The organism is Methylobacterium sp. NMS14P (assembly GCF_028583545.1).
In the GTDB taxonomy this organism is placed as follows: Bacteria; Pseudomonadota; Alphaproteobacteria; order Rhizobiales; family Beijerinckiaceae; genus Methylobacterium.
The window spans coordinates 3344555-3361512 of the sequence record NZ_CP087106.1; the positions used below are offsets into that span (position 1 = coordinate 3344555).

Annotated in this window: 18 protein-coding genes; 14 read left to right on the forward strand and 4 right to left on the reverse strand. The window is 70.5% G+C overall.

The window, feature by feature from the left end; all coding sequences use genetic code 11:
* Nucleotides 1–4: 4 nt before the first annotated feature.
* Nucleotides 5–2164, forward strand: a complete 2160-nt coding sequence (gene mdoH, locus LOK46_RS16110) for a glucans biosynthesis glucosyltransferase MdoH (protein ID WP_443192819.1) — start codon at nucleotides 5–7, stop codon at nucleotides 2162–2164.
* 393 nt (nucleotides 2165–2557) lie between these two features.
* Complete coding sequence (locus LOK46_RS16115; RefSeq protein ID WP_273558732.1) at nucleotides 2558–2725, forward strand: hypothetical protein; 168 nt, start codon at nucleotides 2558–2560, stop codon at nucleotides 2723–2725.
* A 23-nt stretch (nucleotides 2726–2748) separates the two neighbouring features.
* On the opposite strand, the gene LOK46_RS16120 is transcribed toward LOK46_RS16115, so the two are convergent.
* Nucleotides 2749–2949, reverse strand: a complete 201-nt coding sequence (locus tag LOK46_RS16120; RefSeq protein WP_273558734.1) for a hypothetical protein — start codon at nucleotides 2947–2949, stop codon at nucleotides 2749–2751.
* A gap of 427 nt (nucleotides 2950–3376) precedes the next feature.
* Between LOK46_RS16120 and LOK46_RS16125 the strand changes: the two genes are divergently transcribed.
* The 3 genes from LOK46_RS16125 to LOK46_RS16135 all read left to right on the forward strand — a co-directional run bounded on the left by LOK46_RS16125 (nucleotide 3377) and on the right by LOK46_RS16135 (nucleotide 7370).
* Nucleotides 3377–3613, forward strand: a complete 237-nt coding sequence (locus LOK46_RS16125) for a hypothetical protein (protein ID WP_273558735.1) — start codon at nucleotides 3377–3379, stop codon at nucleotides 3611–3613.
* 76 nt (nucleotides 3614–3689) lie between these two features.
* Nucleotides 3690–6008, forward strand: coding sequence for a Tex family protein (locus tag LOK46_RS16130; RefSeq protein ID WP_273558736.1), 2319 nt, complete (start codon nucleotides 3690–3692; stop codon nucleotides 6006–6008).
* 150 nt (nucleotides 6009–6158) lie between these two features.
* Nucleotides 6159–7370, forward strand: coding sequence for an ATP-grasp domain-containing protein (locus tag LOK46_RS16135; RefSeq protein WP_273558737.1), 1212 nt, complete (start codon nucleotides 6159–6161; stop codon nucleotides 7368–7370).
* A 55-nt stretch (nucleotides 7371–7425) separates the two neighbouring features.
* On the opposite strand, the gene LOK46_RS16140 is transcribed toward LOK46_RS16135, so the two are convergent.
* Both LOK46_RS16140 and LOK46_RS16145 read right to left on the reverse strand, forming a co-directional pair.
* Nucleotides 7426–8223, reverse strand: coding sequence for a glycosyltransferase family 2 protein (locus LOK46_RS16140; protein WP_273558738.1), 798 nt, complete (start codon nucleotides 8221–8223; stop codon nucleotides 7426–7428).
* Between the two features lie 49 nt (nucleotides 8224–8272).
* Nucleotides 8273–8842 (reverse strand): glycosyltransferase family 2 protein, encoded by a 570-nt coding sequence (locus LOK46_RS16145; protein WP_273558740.1) that lies wholly within the window; start codon nucleotides 8840–8842, stop codon nucleotides 8273–8275.
* Between the two features lie 362 nt (nucleotides 8843–9204).
* Between LOK46_RS16145 and LOK46_RS16150 the strand changes: the two genes are divergently transcribed.
* The 3 genes from LOK46_RS16150 (at nucleotide 9205) to LOK46_RS16160 (ending at nucleotide 11073) form a co-directional block, all read left to right on the forward strand.
* Nucleotides 9205–10422, forward strand: coding sequence for a flagellin N-terminal helical domain-containing protein (locus LOK46_RS16150; RefSeq protein ID WP_273558742.1), 1218 nt, complete (start codon nucleotides 9205–9207; stop codon nucleotides 10420–10422).
* A gap of 265 nt (nucleotides 10423–10687) precedes the next feature.
* A complete protein-coding gene (locus tag LOK46_RS16155; protein ID WP_273558744.1) occupies nucleotides 10688–10933 on the forward strand; it encodes a hypothetical protein in 246 nt (81 codons plus the stop codon).
* Nucleotides 10930–11073, forward strand: coding sequence for a hypothetical protein (locus LOK46_RS16160; RefSeq protein ID WP_158682009.1), 144 nt, complete (start codon nucleotides 10930–10932; stop codon nucleotides 11071–11073). Before LOK46_RS16155 ends, LOK46_RS16160 begins: the two co-directional genes overlap by 4 nt.
* A gap of 61 nt (nucleotides 11074–11134) precedes the next feature.
* Here LOK46_RS16160 and LOK46_RS16165 read toward each other — a convergent pair whose 3' ends face one another.
* Nucleotides 11135–11365 (reverse strand): hypothetical protein, encoded by a 231-nt coding sequence (locus LOK46_RS16165; RefSeq protein ID WP_273558746.1) that lies wholly within the window; start codon nucleotides 11363–11365, stop codon nucleotides 11135–11137.
* A gap of 530 nt (nucleotides 11366–11895) precedes the next feature.
* Here LOK46_RS16165 and LOK46_RS16170 point away from each other — a divergent pair.
* The 6 genes from LOK46_RS16170 (at nucleotide 11896) to LOK46_RS16195 (ending at nucleotide 16913) form a co-directional block, all read left to right on the forward strand.
* On the forward strand, nucleotides 11896–12183 hold the full coding sequence (locus tag LOK46_RS16170; RefSeq protein WP_273558748.1) for a hypothetical protein: 288 nt from the start codon (nucleotides 11896–11898) through the stop codon (nucleotides 12181–12183).
* An 84-nt stretch (nucleotides 12184–12267) separates the two neighbouring features.
* A complete protein-coding gene (locus LOK46_RS16175; RefSeq protein WP_273558750.1) occupies nucleotides 12268–13164 on the forward strand; it encodes a LysR substrate-binding domain-containing protein in 897 nt (298 codons plus the stop codon).
* A 228-nt stretch (nucleotides 13165–13392) separates the two neighbouring features.
* Complete coding sequence (locus LOK46_RS16180; RefSeq protein ID WP_273558752.1) at nucleotides 13393–14142, forward strand: SDR family NAD(P)-dependent oxidoreductase; 750 nt, start codon at nucleotides 13393–13395, stop codon at nucleotides 14140–14142.
* Nucleotides 14143–14152: 10 nt separating this feature from the next.
* On the forward strand, nucleotides 14153–15016 hold the full coding sequence (locus tag LOK46_RS16185) for a transketolase (RefSeq protein WP_273558753.1): 864 nt from the start codon (nucleotides 14153–14155) through the stop codon (nucleotides 15014–15016).
* Entirely contained in the window at nucleotides 15013–16035 is a 1023-nt protein-coding gene (locus LOK46_RS16190; RefSeq protein WP_273558755.1) for a transketolase family protein, read from the forward strand. The genes LOK46_RS16185 and LOK46_RS16190 overlap by 4 nt, the downstream gene beginning before the upstream one ends.
* Nucleotides 16026–16913, forward strand: a complete 888-nt coding sequence (locus LOK46_RS16195; protein WP_273558757.1) for an NAD(P)-dependent oxidoreductase — start codon at nucleotides 16026–16028, stop codon at nucleotides 16911–16913. Before LOK46_RS16190 ends, LOK46_RS16195 begins: the two co-directional genes overlap by 10 nt.
* Nucleotides 16914–16958 lie beyond the last annotated feature (45 nt).

Consider the following 16958-nt stretch of genomic DNA (forward strand, 5'->3'; position numbering starts at 1 on the left):
GACCATGACCCTGCCGCCAGCGACGGATTTCGGGTCCGGGCGCGTGACCGCGACCGGCGGCGGCCACCACCTGCCGCCCGAAGCGCCCCTCGCCATGCCGGTCCAGGATCTGGCGCGCTGGGATCCGGGTCTCGGGCACCGGCCGGCGCGCCGGGTCCGGACGCCGTGGCCTGAGCGAATCCTGGTGTTCGGCGGCGCCCTGGCCCTGACAGCCTTCGGCGGCTGGCAGATGGTCGAGACCGTGTCGGTCTCCGGCAGCCCGACCGCGCTCCAGCTCGTGCTCGTCGTCCTGTTCTGCCTGACCTTCTCGTGGATCGCGCTCGCCTTCACCAGCGCGGTGCTCGGGTTCGGGACGCTGCTGCGCCGCCCCCGGCCGACGCCGAACCCGAAGGCGCTGCGCACGCGGACCGCGGTCCTGATGCCCGTCTACAACGAGGCCACGGCCCGCACCTTCGCGGGGATCGAGGCCATGCGCGAGGCGGTCGAGGCGACCGGGCTCGGGGACCATTTCGACTGGTTCGTCCTGTCGGACTCCACCCAGCCCGATGCCTGGATCGCCGAGGAGCGGGCCTATCTCGACCTGCGCGGTCGGCTCGGTCCCGCGGCCCGGCTCTACTACCGGCACCGGCCGAAGAACCATCACCGCAAGGCCGGCAACATCGGCGACTTCGTCACCCGATGGGGCGGCCGCTACGACCACATGCTCGTGCTGGACGCCGACAGCCTGATGAGCGGATCGGCGGTCGTGGCGCTCGCCGCCGCCATGGAGGCGGACCCGGATGCCGGCATCATCCAGACGCTGCCGCTGATCATCAACCGCAACACCCTGTTCGCCCGGCTCCAGCAATTCGCGGCCCGGATCTACGGCCCGGTGATCGCGGCCGGCCTCGCCGCGTGGTCCGGTCGGGACGGCAATTACTGGGGTCACAACGCGATCATCCGGACCCGCGCCTTCGCGGATTCCTGCGGCCTGCCGGACCTGCCCGGGAAGCCGCCCTTCGGCGGACACATCCTGTCCCACGACTTCGTCGAGGCGGCCCTGATCCGCCGCGCGGGCTGGGCGGTCTACATGCTCCATCGCCTGCCGGGCTCATACGAGGAGAGCCCGCCGTCGCTGATCGACGTGGCGGTGCGCGACCGGCGCTGGGCGCAGGGCAATCTCCAGCACGCGCGCGTCATCGGCGCCGCCGGGCTGCATCCCGCCACCCGGCAGCACTTCGCCACCGGCATCGCCGGCTACCTCGCCTCGCCGCTGTGGCTGCTGCAGCTGGTGGTCGGTATCCTGCTGGTGCTCCAGACGGCCACGGAGCGGCCCGACTATTTCGGCGGCGCCGGTTTCTCGCCGGTCTTCCCGCGCTTCGATCCGGTCCGCGCGCTCCAGCTGTTCGGCCTCACCATGGCGGTCCTGCTGGCGCCCAAGTTCCTCGGCCTGATCCTGGCCCTGCTGGACGGCCCGGTGCGGCGCGCCTGCGGGGGCGCCGGGCGCCTCGTCCTGTCGAGCCTCGTCGAGATCCTGCTGTCGGCCCTCGTGGCGCCGGTGGCGATGGTGATCCAGTCGGGGTCCGTGATGGGCATCCTGATCGGTCGGGACACGGGGTGGAACCCGCAGCGGCGGGACGACGGCTCGATCCCGCTGCGCGACATCGTCGTCCGCCATCGCTGGCACACGCTGTTGGGGTTGGTGGCGGGCGTCGCCGCCTTCGCGATCGCCACCTCGCTGTTCCTCTGGATGAGCCCGACGATCCTGGGTCTGGTGCTGGCGATCCCGATCTCCTGGGCGAGCGGTCAGCTCGGGCTCGGCTTGGCGCTCAAGCGCCGCCTGCTCCTCGCCACGCCGGAAGAGGCCGCGCCGCCGGAGATCGCCGTCCGCGCCGCCTCCCTCGCGGCCCGGAACGCGGAGCGCGGGTTCGACGACGCCGATTCTCTCGCGGCCCTCCACGCCGACCCCGACCTCGCGCGCGCGCACAGCGAGATGCTTCCTCTGGGACGCCGGCGACCCCGGGGCGCGATCGACCCGGACCGGACGCTGGCCACCGCGAAGATTTGCGAGGCCGAGACCGTCGCGGAGGCGCGGGCTTGGCTCTCGCCGAAGGAGCGGATGGCGCTTCTGCACGATCGCGCGCTCGTCGACCGCCTCGTCCGCCTCGACGAGAGCGGACGCTGATCGCGGTTCGGCACTCGGCCGAAATCGTTCCCGATCGTGTCGCGACGGTTCGCAGAGACGGCGCGTCCGGTCTCGGCGGCCGCGCCAGGCGCCTCTTCCGAGGGAGCCCGGTCCTGCCCGAGATCGTCCCTGGGAAGTCCGGCTCGGGTGGAGAGGGGATCCGCGCCGCGTCCGGCACGGGCTCGCGGATCGCCCCCGCCACAACCGGGTCGGCAACGGTTCCAGGCGGCTGCGCGTCCGCGCGGCGTGCCTCGGGAGCGCTCAGCGCCGCTCGCAGAGACGTGTCATACCGCCCAGACCGATGCGCCCGCTCAGCCCTCAGGCGGGACCGAACCGTGAGAAGTGATTAACCTTTCGGATCCTAGACTCGACCATCGTCACTCGGATCCGGTCATGACCCTGCTGTTCGTGTTCCTGCTCCTGCCGCTCGCGGTGGCCATCGTCCTGGCCCGCGGCGAACCGATCCGCACCATCAGCTGCCTCGGCGCGATGGGCGTGGGCTGCGTCATCGCCTGCACGAGCGTGGTCAGCCTCGTGCGCCACCGTATCCGGACGACCTGACACCGGACCGGCGAGCGGCGCCGTCAGAGGAAACCGACCTGACGCGGGCCGCCGCCGAGGCTCCGCCCGGCGCGGGCGACGAGCTGGGAGAAGGCCAGGGCCGCCGCCATCGCCTGGGCGCGTGACGGGAAGCTGCGCCGCGATTCGAGGACGGGCTCGTCAGTCTCGTTGACGAGAACCCAGGACCAGAGCGACCGGCTACGCTCTCGAATCTCGAATTGCACGGGCGCCTCCCTTTGCGGGACATGCGAAGCGGAAGATTTGCATCGACGGGTGACATCCCGATGACGTCGCGTTGCGATCGTCAAGGCGTGCTGCCCGGTCGGCCCATCGCGCTAAGACTGTGATCCGCGCGGACATGTCGTCTGACGAGTGATGGTCCAGTCTTGTGCCAGCTATCTATCGCGATCTGATCTCTGAAGGCCGTTGCGAATCCCGTGCCATGGAAGGCCGCCAGCCGGCCAGCTATCCCCAGGAACTGCGCTGTCCAGGCGAGACCGGGTTCGGCATCCCGTCGCCTGACACCGCACCGCGACGGCGACGCGCGGACTTGACTGGATTGTCTGGATCTCGATGCTCTGACCCGTTGCGGGCGGGGGCGAGGGCATTCTGGCGGCAGCACCTGTTGGCGCTGCGAGGCGGATCGACGTGATGGCGAATCACAGCAGAGTCCCGAACGAACGGTCGCGCCGCATCCTCGGCGATCTGGCCGAGACTCTCGGATGTTCGGTCGACGTCTTCTTCGATCCGAGCCAGAACGACGACCTCTCGATGACCGAAGAGCTGTTGAACCTGTGGTTCTCGATCGAGGATCCAGCTGCCCGGCACCGCATCCTGGACTGTGCCCGGGCCGTGAGGGCGGAGACGGAGGCGCAGCCGCGCGCCTGACCGGCGCCTTGTTTCCGACGGCTTGGCGCTCCACGCAGGCAGCCCGTCCGTCGCCGCGACCCCAGCCGGAGAATCCATGAAAGCCGTGAACGCTCTGATCGCCGAAGAACTCGGTGTCGGGGAGGCGCAGGTTGCCGCCGCCGTCGCGCTCCTCGACGGCGGCTCGACCGTGCCGTTCATCGCGCGCTACCGGAAGGAGAGTACGGGCGGCCTCGACGACACGCATCTGCGCAGGCTCGAGGAGCGGCTGTCCTACCTGCGCGATCTCAACGAGCGGCGCGCCGCGATCGTCGCGAGCATCACCGCCCAGGGCAGGATGTCCCCGCCTCTGGCTGCGGCCCTCGACGCCGCCGACACCAAGGCGCGGCTGGAGGACCTGTACCTGCCCTTCCGGCCCAAGCGGCGCTCGAAGGCGCAATCCGCCCGCGAAGCCGGCCTCGAACCGCTGGCCCAGGCCCTGCTGAGCCGGCCCGACCGCGCGCCCGAGGCGGTCGCGACCGACTACGTGTCGGACGCGCGCGGCGTGCCGGACATCGAGGCCGCGCTGGAGGGCGCCCGTGCCATCCTGATCGAACGCTTCGCCGAGGATGCCGACCTCGTCGGGCGCCTGCGGGCTGATTACTGGCGAACCGGCCAGCTCGTCTCGCAGGTGCGCAAGGGCAAGGCAAACGAGGGGGCGAAGTTCTCGGACTACTTCGACTGGAGCGAGCGGCTGGAGCGCATGCCCTCGCACCGGATCCTGGCGATCTTCCGGGGCGAACGGGAAGAGGTGCTCGACGTCGGCTTCGCCGCGGAGGGCGAGGAGTCGGCGCCGGGCCTTCCCGGGCCGTTCGAGACGGCGATCTGCCGCCGCTTCGAGATCGCGTCGCGCGGCCGTGCGGGCGATGCCTGGCTCCTCGAGACGGTCCGCACGGCGTGGCGCACGAAGATCCGGACCGGGATCAAGCAGGACCTGCGCGGCCGCCTGTTCGAGCGGGCGGAGGACGAGGCCGTGACGGTCTTCGCCGGGAACCTGAAGGACCTGCTCCTGGCCGCCCCGGCGGGCGGGCGGGCGACGATGGGGCTCGATCCGGGCTACCGGAACGGCGTGAAGGTCGCGGTCGCGGATCGAACCGGGCGGGTCGTCGCGGTGGAGACCACCTATCCGCACGAGCCGCAGCGGCGCTGGCGCGAGACCGTCGCGACGCTCGGCCGGCTGTGCCGGCAGCACGGCGTGGAGCTTCTGGCCGTCGGCAACGGCACCGCGTCCCGCGAGACCGAGCGCCTCGCCGCAGAGATCATCGCGGCCAACCCGGACCTGCCGCTGGCGAAGGTCATGGTCTCCGAGGCCGGCGCCTCGGTCTACTCGGCCTCCGAGATCGCCGCCAAGGAATTGCCCGACCTCGACGTGTCCCATCGCGGCGCCGCGTCGATCGCCCGCCGTCTCCAGGATCCCCTGGCGGAACTGGTCAAGATCGATCCCAAGTCGATCGGCGTCGGGCAGTACCAGCACGACGTCAGCGAGGCGAAGCTGTCGCGGTCGCTCTCGGCGGTGGTGGAGGACGCGGTCAACGCCGTCGGCGTGGACGTCAACACGGCCTCCCCGGCCCTGCTGGCGCAGGTCTCCGGCTTCGGCGGCGCGATGGCGGCGCGGATCGTCGCTCACCGCGACGCCCAGGGCCCGTTCCGGACGCGCGCGGCGCTCAAGAAGGTCCCGGGGCTCGGCCCGAAGACCTTCGAGCTGGCCGCCGGTTTCCTCCGGATCCATGGCGGCGACGACCCGCTGGACGGGTCGGGCGTCCACCCGGAAGCCTACCCGGTAGTCCGCCGCATCCTCCGGGCGACCAAGAGCGACATCCACGTCCTGCTCGGCAACGGCGCCCTCCTCGGCCGCCTGGCGCCGGAGCCGTTCGTCGACGCGCGCTTCGGCCTGCCGACCGTGCGCGACATCATCGCCGAGCTCGAGAAGCCGGGGCGGGACCCGCGGCCGGAGTTCAAGACGGCGCGCTTCCAGGAGGGCGTCGAGACGATCGGGGACCTGAAGCCCGGCATGCAGCTGGAGGGCGTCGTCACCAACGTCGCGGCCTTCGGGGCCTTCGTGGATATCGGCGTCCATCAGGACGGGCTCGTCCACATCTCGGCGATGGCCCGCCGGCGGATCGCGTCGCCCACCGAGGTGGTGCGGATCGGCGAGGTCGTCCGGGTGCTGGTGCTCAACGTCGACGCCCCGCGCAAGCGCATCGCGCTGTCGATGCGGCTCGACGATCCCGTCGAGCCGGGCCAGCCGGCCCGGCGGACGGGCGAGCCCAAGCAGGACGCGCCGCGCAGCCGACCGGGCCCGAGTGCGGATCCCGCGCCGGGCGGGGCGCTGGCCGAGGCGCTCCGGCGCGCGGGCGCGGCGCCGCGGCGCAACTGATCGACGCTGCGCGTTCCGACCGCCAACATGGTTAGCGCTTCGTAAACCTCCGTGCGGTCAGAGTGCGGGCGTCGTGCCGCGGAGCGCGATTCGAAACACCTGATCGCGGTTCCGGGATCGCTGCGGCGGCCCCGCGGCTCGGAGGCTCTGATGCAAGCGCACGTTGCGGGGATCGACAACCCGAACCCGATGATCGGCCCGGCACGCCTGATCCGGGCGGCCTTCGAGGGCGCCGACATGGCCGCCCTGGCCGCCGAGATCCTCGCGGAAGGCGGCGACTCCGCCCTCGACGCTGGGACGGCCCTGGATATGGCGACGATCCTGCTGCTGAAGCACCGCTTCGCGAAAGGCCTCGCGCTCCAGAACGAGGTCCTGGACGGGCAGCGGCTCTTCGCGCTGCGCTCGAACACGGATCAGGCGCGGGTCCGCGTCCTCGTCCTGGTCACGGCCGGCGATCTGATGGCCAACACGCCGATCGACTTCCTGCTGAACGACGCGGATTTCAGCCTGACCTACCTCTACCTCCGGCCCGGCGAACCGGTGCCGCGCGACCTGCCCGCGCACGACGTGATCGTCACGGGCATCGCCTACGCGCGGACCGCCGAGCCGCTCCTGGAAGCCCTCGCGGCGGTGGCGGACTACTGGACGCGGCCGATCGTCAATCACCCGCGCCACGTCCTCAAGACCTCCCGGCACGGGATCGCGGGCGCGCTGCGCGGCGCGGAGGGGATCCTGGCACCCGACGTCGTCCGCGTGAGCCGGTCCGTCCTGAGCGCGGCGGCGTCCCGCCAGACGGAGGGCCCGACCTACCCGCTCCTGGTGCGCCCCCTCGACACGCATGCCGGCAACGAGCTCCAGAAGGTCGATCGGGCGCAGGATCTACAGCTCTACCTCGCGCACACGGACGCCGAGGCGTTCTATGTCACGCAGTTCTGCGACTATCGCGGTCCCGACGGCCTCTTCCGGAAGCTCCGCGTCGTCCTGATCGACGGCGTGCCGTTCCTGTGCCACATGGCCATCCGCGATCATTGGATGATCCACTATCTCAACGCCGGCATGCTGGAGGATCCGGCGAAGCGCCAGGTCGAGGCCGCCGCCATGGCCACGTTCGACACCGACTTCGCCGAGCGCCATCGCGCCGCGTTCGCCGAGATCCACCGCAGGATCGGCCTCGATTACCTGATCATCGACTGCGCGGAGAGCGCGGACGGCCGGCTGCTGATCTTCGAGGCGGATACCGGGATGGTCGTCCACGACATGGATTCGGTGGACCTGTTTCCCTACAAGGCGCCGCAGATGCGCCGGGTCTTCGCGGCGTTCCAAGAGGCGTTGCGCGGGCGGGCTCACGGGCGTCCCGCCTAGGGCGCCCGTCCCCGGGACATCGAGCCGCGGGCGCCGGGTGTCCAACCCGGCTCCCTCACCACGGGATGCGGCCGAAGCGGTCGATCAGGCGCTGGTACTCGGCGTTGCTCTCGGCCTTCGACGTGCCGCCCTGGCCGACATCCGAGGTCCCGGAACCCGGATGCACGAGGCGGCACACCAGCGGCAGGACGAAGCCGTGGCGCACGAGCTGCACGTTGGGGCCGCCGTTGCGCAGGACGTTGGCGAGCCACGGACGGACCTGGATCGCGTCCTGCAGGGTCACGGGCGCCGTCGCCTCGACGAGGTGGGCGCGGCGCAGGCCGGTCTCGGCGAGGCGGCCGAGCCACTCGTTGTCGTAGTGCCACTTCGAGGCCGGGCTGATCGCGCCGACCTGCGCGAAGGTGGTCCGCCGCATCAGCCAGCCCGACGGGGTCGCGAAATCGTTGATCCGGGCCACCTCGCCGGCCTCGTCGGTCTCGAGCTGGGTGGAGGAGACGAAATCGAAGCTCTCGAGAGCCCGGAGCGCGAAGCCCAGGTAGGGCGGCAGCCAGTGATCGTCGTCCTCGAGGAAGCCGACGAGGTCCCAGGTGTCGTCGACGGCGCGGATCGCGGCGTTCAGCGCGGGGATCTGGCCCCTGTGCTCGCCGCGTGCGAAGGTGATCTGCGGGTGCGCGGCGAGCCGCGCCGGGATCTCGATCCCGGGGTCGATCCCGACGAAGAAGTGGATCGTCGCCGGCCGGTCGAGCTCCTGGGCGTTGGCGCTCTCGACCGCGTGCTCCAGGAAGTACTGGCCGGTCTTCCCGACCAGGGTCGAGGGCTTGAGCCTCGACGGCGTGATGATCGCGATCCTCATTCCCACGCCTCACCGTGTCGGGCGTCGCGCGCCGAGGCGCGGGACGCAGTCAGAGCTTGAAGGACTGCTCGCCGATATGGCCGAGCTCCTTGCTGAGATACGGGTCGCACCAGATGCGGAAGCCGGCGGCGCGGACCCGATCGCTGAAATCGAAGTCTTCGCCGATGTTCACGCCGGCCTCCTCGTCGACGCGGAAGCGGAAATAGGGCTTCTTCAGCTTGTCGAAGACCGTGGACTTGATCAGCAGGAAGCCGGTCGGGATGCGCGACATCTCCAGCAGGCCCCGCGGCGCGTCGGCGGGCTGCTCCGGCAGGATGTCGCCGAGGAAGTGGAACGGGGCGGTGCGCCGGGAATAGGTCGCGCCGATGATGTCGACCTGCCGCACGAGGAGCTTGAGGAGGGCCTCCTTCGGGAAGGTCATGTCGCTGTCGATGAACAGGACGTACTCCGCCCCGTATTTCTGCGCGAACTCGAGGCCGAGGTTGCGGGCGTCGGCGACGATCGACGACTTCCCGACGACGATCGACATCGGCATCTCGCCGAGCGAGTGCATCATCGATCCGAGGCTGACGGCGAAGTCCGCGTGGACCATGGTCCCGCAGGGGATCGCGATCGCCACGTGGGGAAACTTCGTCGCCGCGGAGGGGGGCGCGTCGCCAACATCACCAGACGCCTGAGCGATCACAGCTGAGCTCCCTGCAAGGTGCGCCCCGTCCTCCGCGCGCCGGTCGCACCGGATCGGCTCCGCCCGGACAGGCGCGACAGAATTGGTTTGCGCCACAGCTTATGGCTGCGGATGGTTAATAGATCTTGAACGCGACATTGGATCCATAAATACTTGATGGATCCGGGAGAAAGTTCATTAACGATCACTTCGGACGCGTCCGGAGTCGGCAATTGATTTAACCGCTACGAAACGTTTGGAGGCCGATTACTGGCGTACCCGAGAAACGGGTGCATCAAATCAGAAAGATACGGTCCATGTCCTCCATCACCCTGTCGGCCGCCACGCGTCAGAACCTGCTCTCGCTGCAGGACACCGCCCAGCTGATGGCGACCACGCAGAACCGCCTCGCCACCGGCAAGACGGTCAACTCCGCTCTCGACAACCCGACCAACTTCTTCACCTCCCAGGCCCTCGACGGCCGCTCCTCGAGCCTGAACACCCTCCTCGACGGCATCTCCAACGGCGTCCAGTCGATCCAGGCCGCCAACCAGGGCATCACCTCGATCCAGAAGCTCGTGGATCAGGCGAAGTCGATCGCCAGCCAAGCGCTCTCGACCCAGCTCTCCACCACCGGCACCGCCGCCAACGCCTACAGCGCCAGCACCGCCTCCCAGACGGTCCTCCTGACCATCAACGGCACCTCGGTCTCCGCCACGGTCGCCGCCTCCTCGAGCATCAGCGCCACCGTCGCGGCCCTGAACTCGGCGGTCAGCTCGGCCTCGACCTCGTCGAGCGGCTCGTTCGGCGCAGGCGCGATCTTCTCGGTCGACAGCACCGGCACCAAGATCGTCCTGAACGCCCAGGCCGACGTCGAATTCCAGAACTCCGGCAGCCAGACGGCGCTCGGCTTCACCGCGTCGGGCACCACCGCCTCGACCTACGGCACCGCCGCCAGCACCGTCGTCTCCAGCGACCTGTCGATCTCGGGCGTGACGCAGCGCGCCTCGCTGGCGAACCAGTACAACAACCTGCTCAACCAGATCACGCAGCTCGCCGGCGATGCCAGCTACAACGGCGTCAACCTCATTGCCGGCAAGGGCAATGACATGAACATCAAGTTCAACGACACCGGCAGCTCCAACCTCAACGTCGCCTCGGTCGACGCGACCGCCAGCGGCCTCGGTCTGTCGTCGATCACCAGCTCGAACAACTCGTCGAGCCAGAACGGCCTCGGCAACTTCCTGCTGAACGCGGACGTCAACAAGACCCTGGCGACCCTCACCACGGCGGGCGCGAACCTGAACTCCGCGGCGAGCACGCTGGGCTCGAACCTGTCGGTGGTTCAGAACCGCCAGGACTTCTCCAAGCAGCTGATCAACGTGCTGCAGACGGGCTCGGCCAACCTGACCAACGCCGACCTGAACCAGGAAGCGGCGAACTCGCAGGCGCTGTCGACCCGCCAGTCGATGGGCATCTCGGCCCTGTCGCTGGCCAACTCAGCCCAGCAGGGCGTCCTCCAGCTCCTGCGGTAAGCGTCCCGCGCGTCGAAGAGACGGGCCGGCCGGGTCTCCCCGGCCGGCCCTTTTCTTTGGTCCCTCGCCCGCACGAACGCGGTGGCGCGCGGCGCAGGATCGACCCGGCAGAGCGGGTTCGCGCGCGCGGTTCGGTTGTCCGGTCGCGCGGTGCGTGGCCGGAACGATCCAAAGGCCGTTCCGGCCGCGGGGTTGCCAAGCTTGACCGTATCGGCCAGCCTGTCCGTAGTTACTGCGTACCGATCCGAGCTGAGCCGGAGTGCCGATGCGAGTGAATCACGAGCGCCGCCTTCTCAACAAGGCTGCAGAGGCAGGGGATTACCAGATCTCGATCCGCCAGAAAGCCGACGCCTCCTGGCCCAGCGATCACAGCCGACTGACGGCGCTCGAGAGCACCGGTCATCTCCAGCGGATCGATCTGGACGATGGTCCGGAGGGATCCGTGGCGGTCTGGCAGATCACCGCGGCCGGCCTTTCCCAGCTTCAGACTCTGACGTTGGGAGCCGAATGATGGCGTCCGTGAAGATCCGCGCGACCGACGACGGGACCTTCGTGGTCTACCGCAACGGCGCGGCCGTCGCGTCGGGATTGACCCGCGAGCAGGCCGAGCGCTGCGCGACGGTTCTGGGCTGGATCGCGCAGGGGCGCTGACGGCGCCGGCAGCCTTTCTCCGCCCCTCGGCGAGGCCGAGCGAGCGGCGACGGCGCGACCGCTACTCGGCGGCCTTGGCGGGGATCGCCTCGCTGAGAGCCTCGCGCCGCGCGCTGTTCAGGACGCGCTGGCGGGCTTGCGGCTCTTGGATCGCGTGCCAGAGGCGGAACAGCTCGGAGGTCATGCTCGCATCGGAGGCGTCCCCGTCCGGTGCGTAGAAGGCGTCGACCGGACAGCCAACGACCGCTGCGATCTCGCGCAGACGCGCGGTAGCTCGAACATCGATGGCCATCGGAGACAGAATTCCCACACGCCACGGGCGCTAGGGCTATCATCGCCCAACCCGGAGCAGCAAGGGATCGTCCTGTACCAGACCTGATCTGAACGTATCAGCTCTATCATTTTTAGGTATATGGTCGACAAGGTCACGGTTGGCGTGCGCAGCGCCGAAGCTCACGAAGGCGTGATCGGACGACGCGATCTTTGCGACGACATGCGTGACCGCGTTTCACCGTGATCCACCGGGGCTTCTGGATCATCATCTGCCTGTCGATGCGGATGCGGCCCGCGGCGTCGATCGGGATGCCGGTGCCGCGCGACTGATCGTGCCGCGCGTCCCGATAGACCCGCGGAGGCGGGACAAACCCGGGCCCCGAGCTGTTCACGCGGCCTCGGAATCGCCGATCGTGAAGCAATCGACGGGGTGGCCGGCACAGAATTATCGAATGGAAGCTTCCCGTTAACGAAGCGTAAACCTTTGTGACGTGATCCTAGGACGATGAGCGGGCACAGGACCCGGCACACGGATCGGGCGAGGTTCCGATGATCGTCTTGATTGCCGCAGCCATCGTCAGCGGCCTCGCGACAGCCGCGATCCTTGCGCCAGTGAGCGCCCTCGCGGCCCTGATCATCGCTCCCCTCGCGGCCAGCGCGTCGGCCATCCTCGCCTGCATCTTCATCGCGTGGCGCAACACCCGCGATGACGTCGGGCCGCCCGACCTCGAGGCGCAGGCCGACGCCATGGTGGCCGTCCTGTGCGAAGTGGCCCAGCAAGGTAAGATGGTCCCGGTCGCCGCGCCGGTCCGGGTCCGCGGCCACCGGTCGGCCTGAGACCGCCGCGCACCGGCCGCGACACCGGTATCGCCGGTCCGGCCCCGTTGCCATCAGCGCCTGTCGCGGACCATTCTGCCCGCGATGAGGCCGCCCGTTCCCCTCTCCGCCGTCCGGATCTTCGAGGCTGCCGCGCGGCGGCGCTCGTTCAAGGCCGCGGCCGGTGAACTCAACCTCTCCCCGAGCGCGGTCAGCCACGCCCTGCGCAAGATGGAAGAGACGCTGGGCGTCGTGCTGTTCGAGCGGGTTGGCCAGGGCATCGCGCCGACTCCGGCCGGAGAGGCGCTGTGCGACCATGTCGGGCGCGCCTTCGCGGAGCTGAACCGCGGCTTCGACCTCGTGGCGAATCGCGGCCCGCAGCTGCTCAGGCTGCACTGCGCGCCGAGCTTCGCCGCGCAGTGGCTGGCGCCGCGGCTGGCCCGGTTCCTGAGCGCCCACCCGGGCTTCGAGGTGCGCCTCGCCGCCGGCATGGACTACGCCCGGTTCATCACCGACGAGTTCGACGCCGACATCGTGTACGGGCCGCCCCGCGGCGAAGGTCTGGTGCGGATGCCGCTGGGTCCGGAGATCGTCACGCCGCTCTGCGACCCCGCCCGGGCGGCCCGGATCCGCGAGCCGTCCGACCTGCTGGTCCAGACCCTCATCCAGAGCGACAACAAGCAGGTGCGCTGGACCCACTGGTTCGAGCGGAACCAGCTCGCCACCCAGCCGAGCGCGGGCATCCGCTTCGACCGGAGCTTCCTGGCCCTCGCGGCCGCCGCGGACGGCCTCGGCGTCGCCCTGGAATCCACCCGCCTCGCCGAGCGGGAAGTGGCGGCCGGCCGCCTCGTCGCGCCGCTGGCCGGGCGCTCGCACGACATCAGCTACGTCGGCCACCACTTCGTCTGCCCGGCCGACGCGCGCCGTCGGGCGCCGCTGCGGGTCTTCGCGCGGTGGCTGGCCGATGAGCTCGGCGTACCGTTGAGCGCCGACCTCGCCTGAATCCGGCAAAAGGTGACCGGGATTCACCTGCGGGTGCAAATTCCGCGTTTGTCGCCGGCGCGCCGCGCCGTCACTCTCCTCGCAACAAGACAGGCGGGAGGAGACGACGCCGCAGACCGCTCGATCCGTGGGCTCGGTCCCCGGACGCGCGGCCGACGGCAAGGCGCCCCTCCCTGGCGACGATAGGTTCGATCCCGCGCAGTCGCGGATCGCCGGGAGGATTCTTCGATGCTGTTGAATGACCGGGTGTGCGTGATCACCGGGGCGGCCTCCGCCCGCGGCATCGGCAAGGCCACCGCGCGGCTCTTCGCGCAGCACGGCGCCCGCGTCGCCGTCCTCGACCTCGACGCCGGCCAGGCCGAGGCCGCCGCCCGCGACATCGGGCCGGGCCATCTCGGCCTCGCCTGCGACGTCACCGACCGGGCGGCCTGCTCGGCGGCGGCGGAGGAGATCGTCGCTCGACTGGGGCGCGTCGACGTGCTGGTCAACAATGCCGGCATCACCCAGCCCCTCAAGATCATGGAGATCGGACCGGAGAACTACGACGCGGTCACCGACGTGAACCTGCGCGGCACGCTCTACATGAGCCAGGCGGTGATCCCGGCGATGCGCGGCCAGGGCTCCGGCGCGATCGTGTGCATGTCGTCGGTCTCGGCCCAGCGGGGCGGCGGCATCTTCGGCGGCCCCCATTACAGCGCCGCCAAGGGCGGCGTGCTCGGCCTCGCCAAGGCCATGGCCCGGGAGCTGGGTCCGGACGGCGTGCGGGTGAACTCCGTGACCCCCGGCCTGATCCAGACCGACATCACCGGCGGCAAGCTCACGCCCGAGCTGAAGGTCGAGATCGCCAAGGGCATCCCGCTCGGTCGCCTCGGCGTCGCGGACGACGTCGCCAATGCCTGCCTGTTCCTCGCCTCCGACCTGTCCACGTACATCACCGGCGCGGTGATCGACGTGAACGGCGGCATGCTGATCCACTGAGGAGGTCGCCATGGCGATCGACGTCCCGACCGAGCGGCCGCGCGCCGGCTCCAACGTGCCGCTCGGCGAGCGCGCCTACCGTATCCGCCGCCACGCCCTGCGGATGGGCGAGGTCCAGGGCCAGGGCTACATCGCCCAGGCGCTCGGCATCGCCGACGTGCTGGCGGTGAGCTACTTCCACGCGCTCACCTACCGGCCCGAGGACCCGGAATGGGAGGGGCGCGACCGCTTCCTCCTCTCGATCGGCCACTACGCCATCGCCCTCTACGCCGCCCTGATCGAGGCGGAGATCCTCCCCGAGGACGAGCTGACGAGCTACGGCGGCGACGACAGCCGCCTACCGATGTCCGGCATGGCCGCCTACACGCCCGGCATGGAGATCACCGGCGGGTCGCTGGGCCACGGGCTCGGGATCGCGGTCGGCATGGCGCTGGGGCTGAAGCGGAAGGGCTCCCGGAGCTATGTCTACAACCTGTTCTCCGACGGCGAGCTGGACGAGGGCTCGACCTGGGAGGCCGCCATGTCGGCCGGCTCGTTCAAGCTCGACAACCTGATCGGCCTCGTCGACGTGAACGGCATGCAGGCGGACGGCGCCTCGCGCGGGGTGCTCAACTTCGAGCCGCTGACGCCGAAATTCGAGGCCTTCAACTGGTTCGTCCAGCGGGTCGACGGCAACGACATCGATGCGCTGGTCCGGGCCTTCGACGCCGCGCGCGACCACCCCGGCCCGCAGCCCCGCATCATCATCTGCGACACCCGCATGGCGAAGGGCGTGCCGTTCCTGGAGGAGCGCGAGCGCAACCACTTCCTGCGGGTCGAGCCGGACGAGTGGCAGCGGGCCCTGGCGATCCTGGACGAGGGGAGAGTGCGGTGAGACGCTCCAAGTACGAGAAGCCCGCCCCCCGCACCGACGGCGGCGCCAAGACTTCGGCGATGATCGCCTCGCTCGCCGCCCCGGGGCAGCGCACGAAGGCCGCGCCTTTCGGCCACGCCCTGGTCGAGCTCGCCGAGACCCGGCCCGACATCGTCGGCCTCTCTGCGGACCTGTCGAAATACACGGACCTGCACATCTTCGCGCAGGCCCATCCCGAGCGCTTCTACCAGATGGGGATGGCCGAGCAGCTGCTGATGAGCGCCGCCGCGGGCCTCGCCCGCGAGGGGTTCACGCCCTTCGCCACCACCTACGCGGTGTTCGCGGCGCGGCGCGCCTACGACTTCATCTGCCTCGCGATCGCGGAGGAGAATCTCGACGTCAAGATCGCCTGCGCCCTGCCGGGCCTGACCACAGGCTACGGCCCGAGCCACCAGGCGACGGAGGATCTCGCGATCTTCCGCGGGATGCCGAACCTCACGATCATCGACCCCTGCGACGCGCACGAGACCGAGCAGGTCGTCCCCGCGATGGCGGCCCACAAGGGTCCCGTCTACCTGCGGCTCCTGCGCGGGAACGTGCCGCTGGTGCTCGACGAGTACGGCTACACGTTCGAGCTCGGCAAGGCCAAGACGATCCGCGACGGCCGCGACGTCCTGGTGATCTCCTCGGGCCTGATGACGATGCGCGCCCTCGAGGTCGCCGAGGCCCTGCGCGACGATCGGGTCGACGTCGCGGTGCTGCACGTGCCGACGATCAAGCCCCTCGACACGGCGACGATCCTGCGCGAGGCCGGCCGCGGCGGCCGGCTCGTGGTGGTGGCCGAGAACCACAGCGTGATCGGCGGACTCGGCGAGGCGGTGGCCGGGCTGCTGATGCGCAACGGGGTGATGCCCGGGCGCGGCTTCCGCCAGATCGGCCTGCCGGACGAGTTCCTCGACGCCGGCGCCCTGCCGACGCTCCACGACCGCTACGGCATCTCGACCGCCGCGATGGCGCGGAGCATCCGGGCATGGCTCTGAGCCGCATCGCCCTCATCGGCCTCGGCGCCATGGGCCTGCCGATGGCGAACAACCTGGTCGCGGCGAGCTTGGCGGTCCGCGGCTACGACCTGCGGCCCGAGAGCCGGGCCGCCTTCGCGGCGGCCGGCGGGGCCCCGGCCGACACGTCGGCCGACGCCGCCGCGGGCGCCGACGCGCTCCTCCTGATGGTGGTGAACGCCGCGCAGGCCGAGGACGTGCTGTTCGCCCAGGGCGCCCTCGACGCCCTCGCGCCGGACGGCGTCGTGGTCCTGATGGCGACCTGCCCGCCGCAGGCCGTGGAGCAGCTGGCCGAGCGCGTCGCGGCCGCCGGCCGGCGCTTCGTCGACGCGCCGGTGTCGGGCGGCGTCGTCGGCGCGCAGGCCGGCTCACTCACGATCATGGCGGCGGCGCCCGCGGAGACGCTCGCCGCGCTGCGGCCAGTCTTGGACGCCTTGGGCGACCGGATCTTCCACGTCGGCGAGCGGCCCGGACAGGGCGCTACCGTGAAGGCCGTCAACCAGCTCCTGTGCGGCGTGCACATCGCTGCCGCCGCCGAGGCGCTGGCGCTCGCCGGGCGGGTCGGCGTCGACCTCGACGTGGTGCTGGAGATCCTCTCGGGTTCCTCGGCCGCCAGCTGGATGCTGCGCGACCGCGGCCCGCGGATGCTGGAGGACGAGCCGCGGGTCACGAGCGCCGTCGACATCTTCGTGAAGGACCTCGGCATCGTGCTGGAGGCCGGCCGCGGCGCCGGGACGGCGCTGCCGCTCGCCGCGCTCGCCCACCAGCTCTTCGTCTCGACCTCCGGTCGCGGCGACGGCGCCGCCGACGACAGCCAGGTGATCCGCGCCTACCGCCTGCTCAACGGCGACGGCGCCTGACGCGGCGCGCAGCGCGCGCGACGACGGCGCCGGGTCCGCACCCGC

What these genes read in the sequence shown, in the direction of transcription:
- mdoH (WP_443192819.1), top strand. Translation starts at nt 5, where the DNA reads ATGACCCTGCCGCCAGCGACGGATTTCGGGTCCGGGCGCGTGACCGCG.
- LOK46_RS16115 (WP_273558732.1), top strand. Translation starts at nt 2,558, where the DNA reads ATGACCCTGCTGTTCGTGTTCCTGCTCCTGCCGCTCGCGGTGGCCATC.
- LOK46_RS16125 (WP_273558735.1), top strand. Translation starts at nt 3,377, where the DNA reads ATGGCGAATCACAGCAGAGTCCCGAACGAACGGTCGCGCCGCATCCTC.
- LOK46_RS16130 (WP_273558736.1), top strand. Translation starts at nt 3,690, where the DNA reads ATGAAAGCCGTGAACGCTCTGATCGCCGAAGAACTCGGTGTCGGGGAG.
- LOK46_RS16135 (WP_273558737.1), top strand. Translation starts at nt 6,159, where the DNA reads ATGCAAGCGCACGTTGCGGGGATCGACAACCCGAACCCGATGATCGGC.
- LOK46_RS16140 (WP_273558738.1), bottom strand. Translation starts at nt 8,223, where the DNA reads ATGAGGATCGCGATCATCACGCCGTCGAGGCTCAAGCCCTCGACCCTG.
- LOK46_RS16150 (WP_273558742.1), top strand. Translation starts at nt 9,205, where the DNA reads ATGTCCTCCATCACCCTGTCGGCCGCCACGCGTCAGAACCTGCTCTCG.
- LOK46_RS16155 (WP_273558744.1), top strand. Translation starts at nt 10,688, where the DNA reads ATGCGAGTGAATCACGAGCGCCGCCTTCTCAACAAGGCTGCAGAGGCA.
- LOK46_RS16160 (WP_158682009.1), top strand. Translation starts at nt 10,930, where the DNA reads ATGATGGCGTCCGTGAAGATCCGCGCGACCGACGACGGGACCTTCGTG.
- LOK46_RS16165 (WP_273558746.1), bottom strand. Translation starts at nt 11,365, where the DNA reads ATGGCCATCGATGTTCGAGCTACCGCGCGTCTGCGCGAGATCGCAGCG.
- LOK46_RS16170 (WP_273558748.1), top strand. Translation starts at nt 11,896, where the DNA reads ATGATCGTCTTGATTGCCGCAGCCATCGTCAGCGGCCTCGCGACAGCC.
- LOK46_RS16175 (WP_273558750.1), top strand. Translation starts at nt 12,268, where the DNA reads ATGAGGCCGCCCGTTCCCCTCTCCGCCGTCCGGATCTTCGAGGCTGCC.
- LOK46_RS16180 (WP_273558752.1), top strand. Translation starts at nt 13,393, where the DNA reads ATGCTGTTGAATGACCGGGTGTGCGTGATCACCGGGGCGGCCTCCGCC.
- LOK46_RS16185 (WP_273558753.1), top strand. Translation starts at nt 14,153, where the DNA reads ATGGCGATCGACGTCCCGACCGAGCGGCCGCGCGCCGGCTCCAACGTG.
- LOK46_RS16195 (WP_273558757.1), top strand. Translation starts at nt 16,026, where the DNA reads ATGGCTCTGAGCCGCATCGCCCTCATCGGCCTCGGCGCCATGGGCCTG.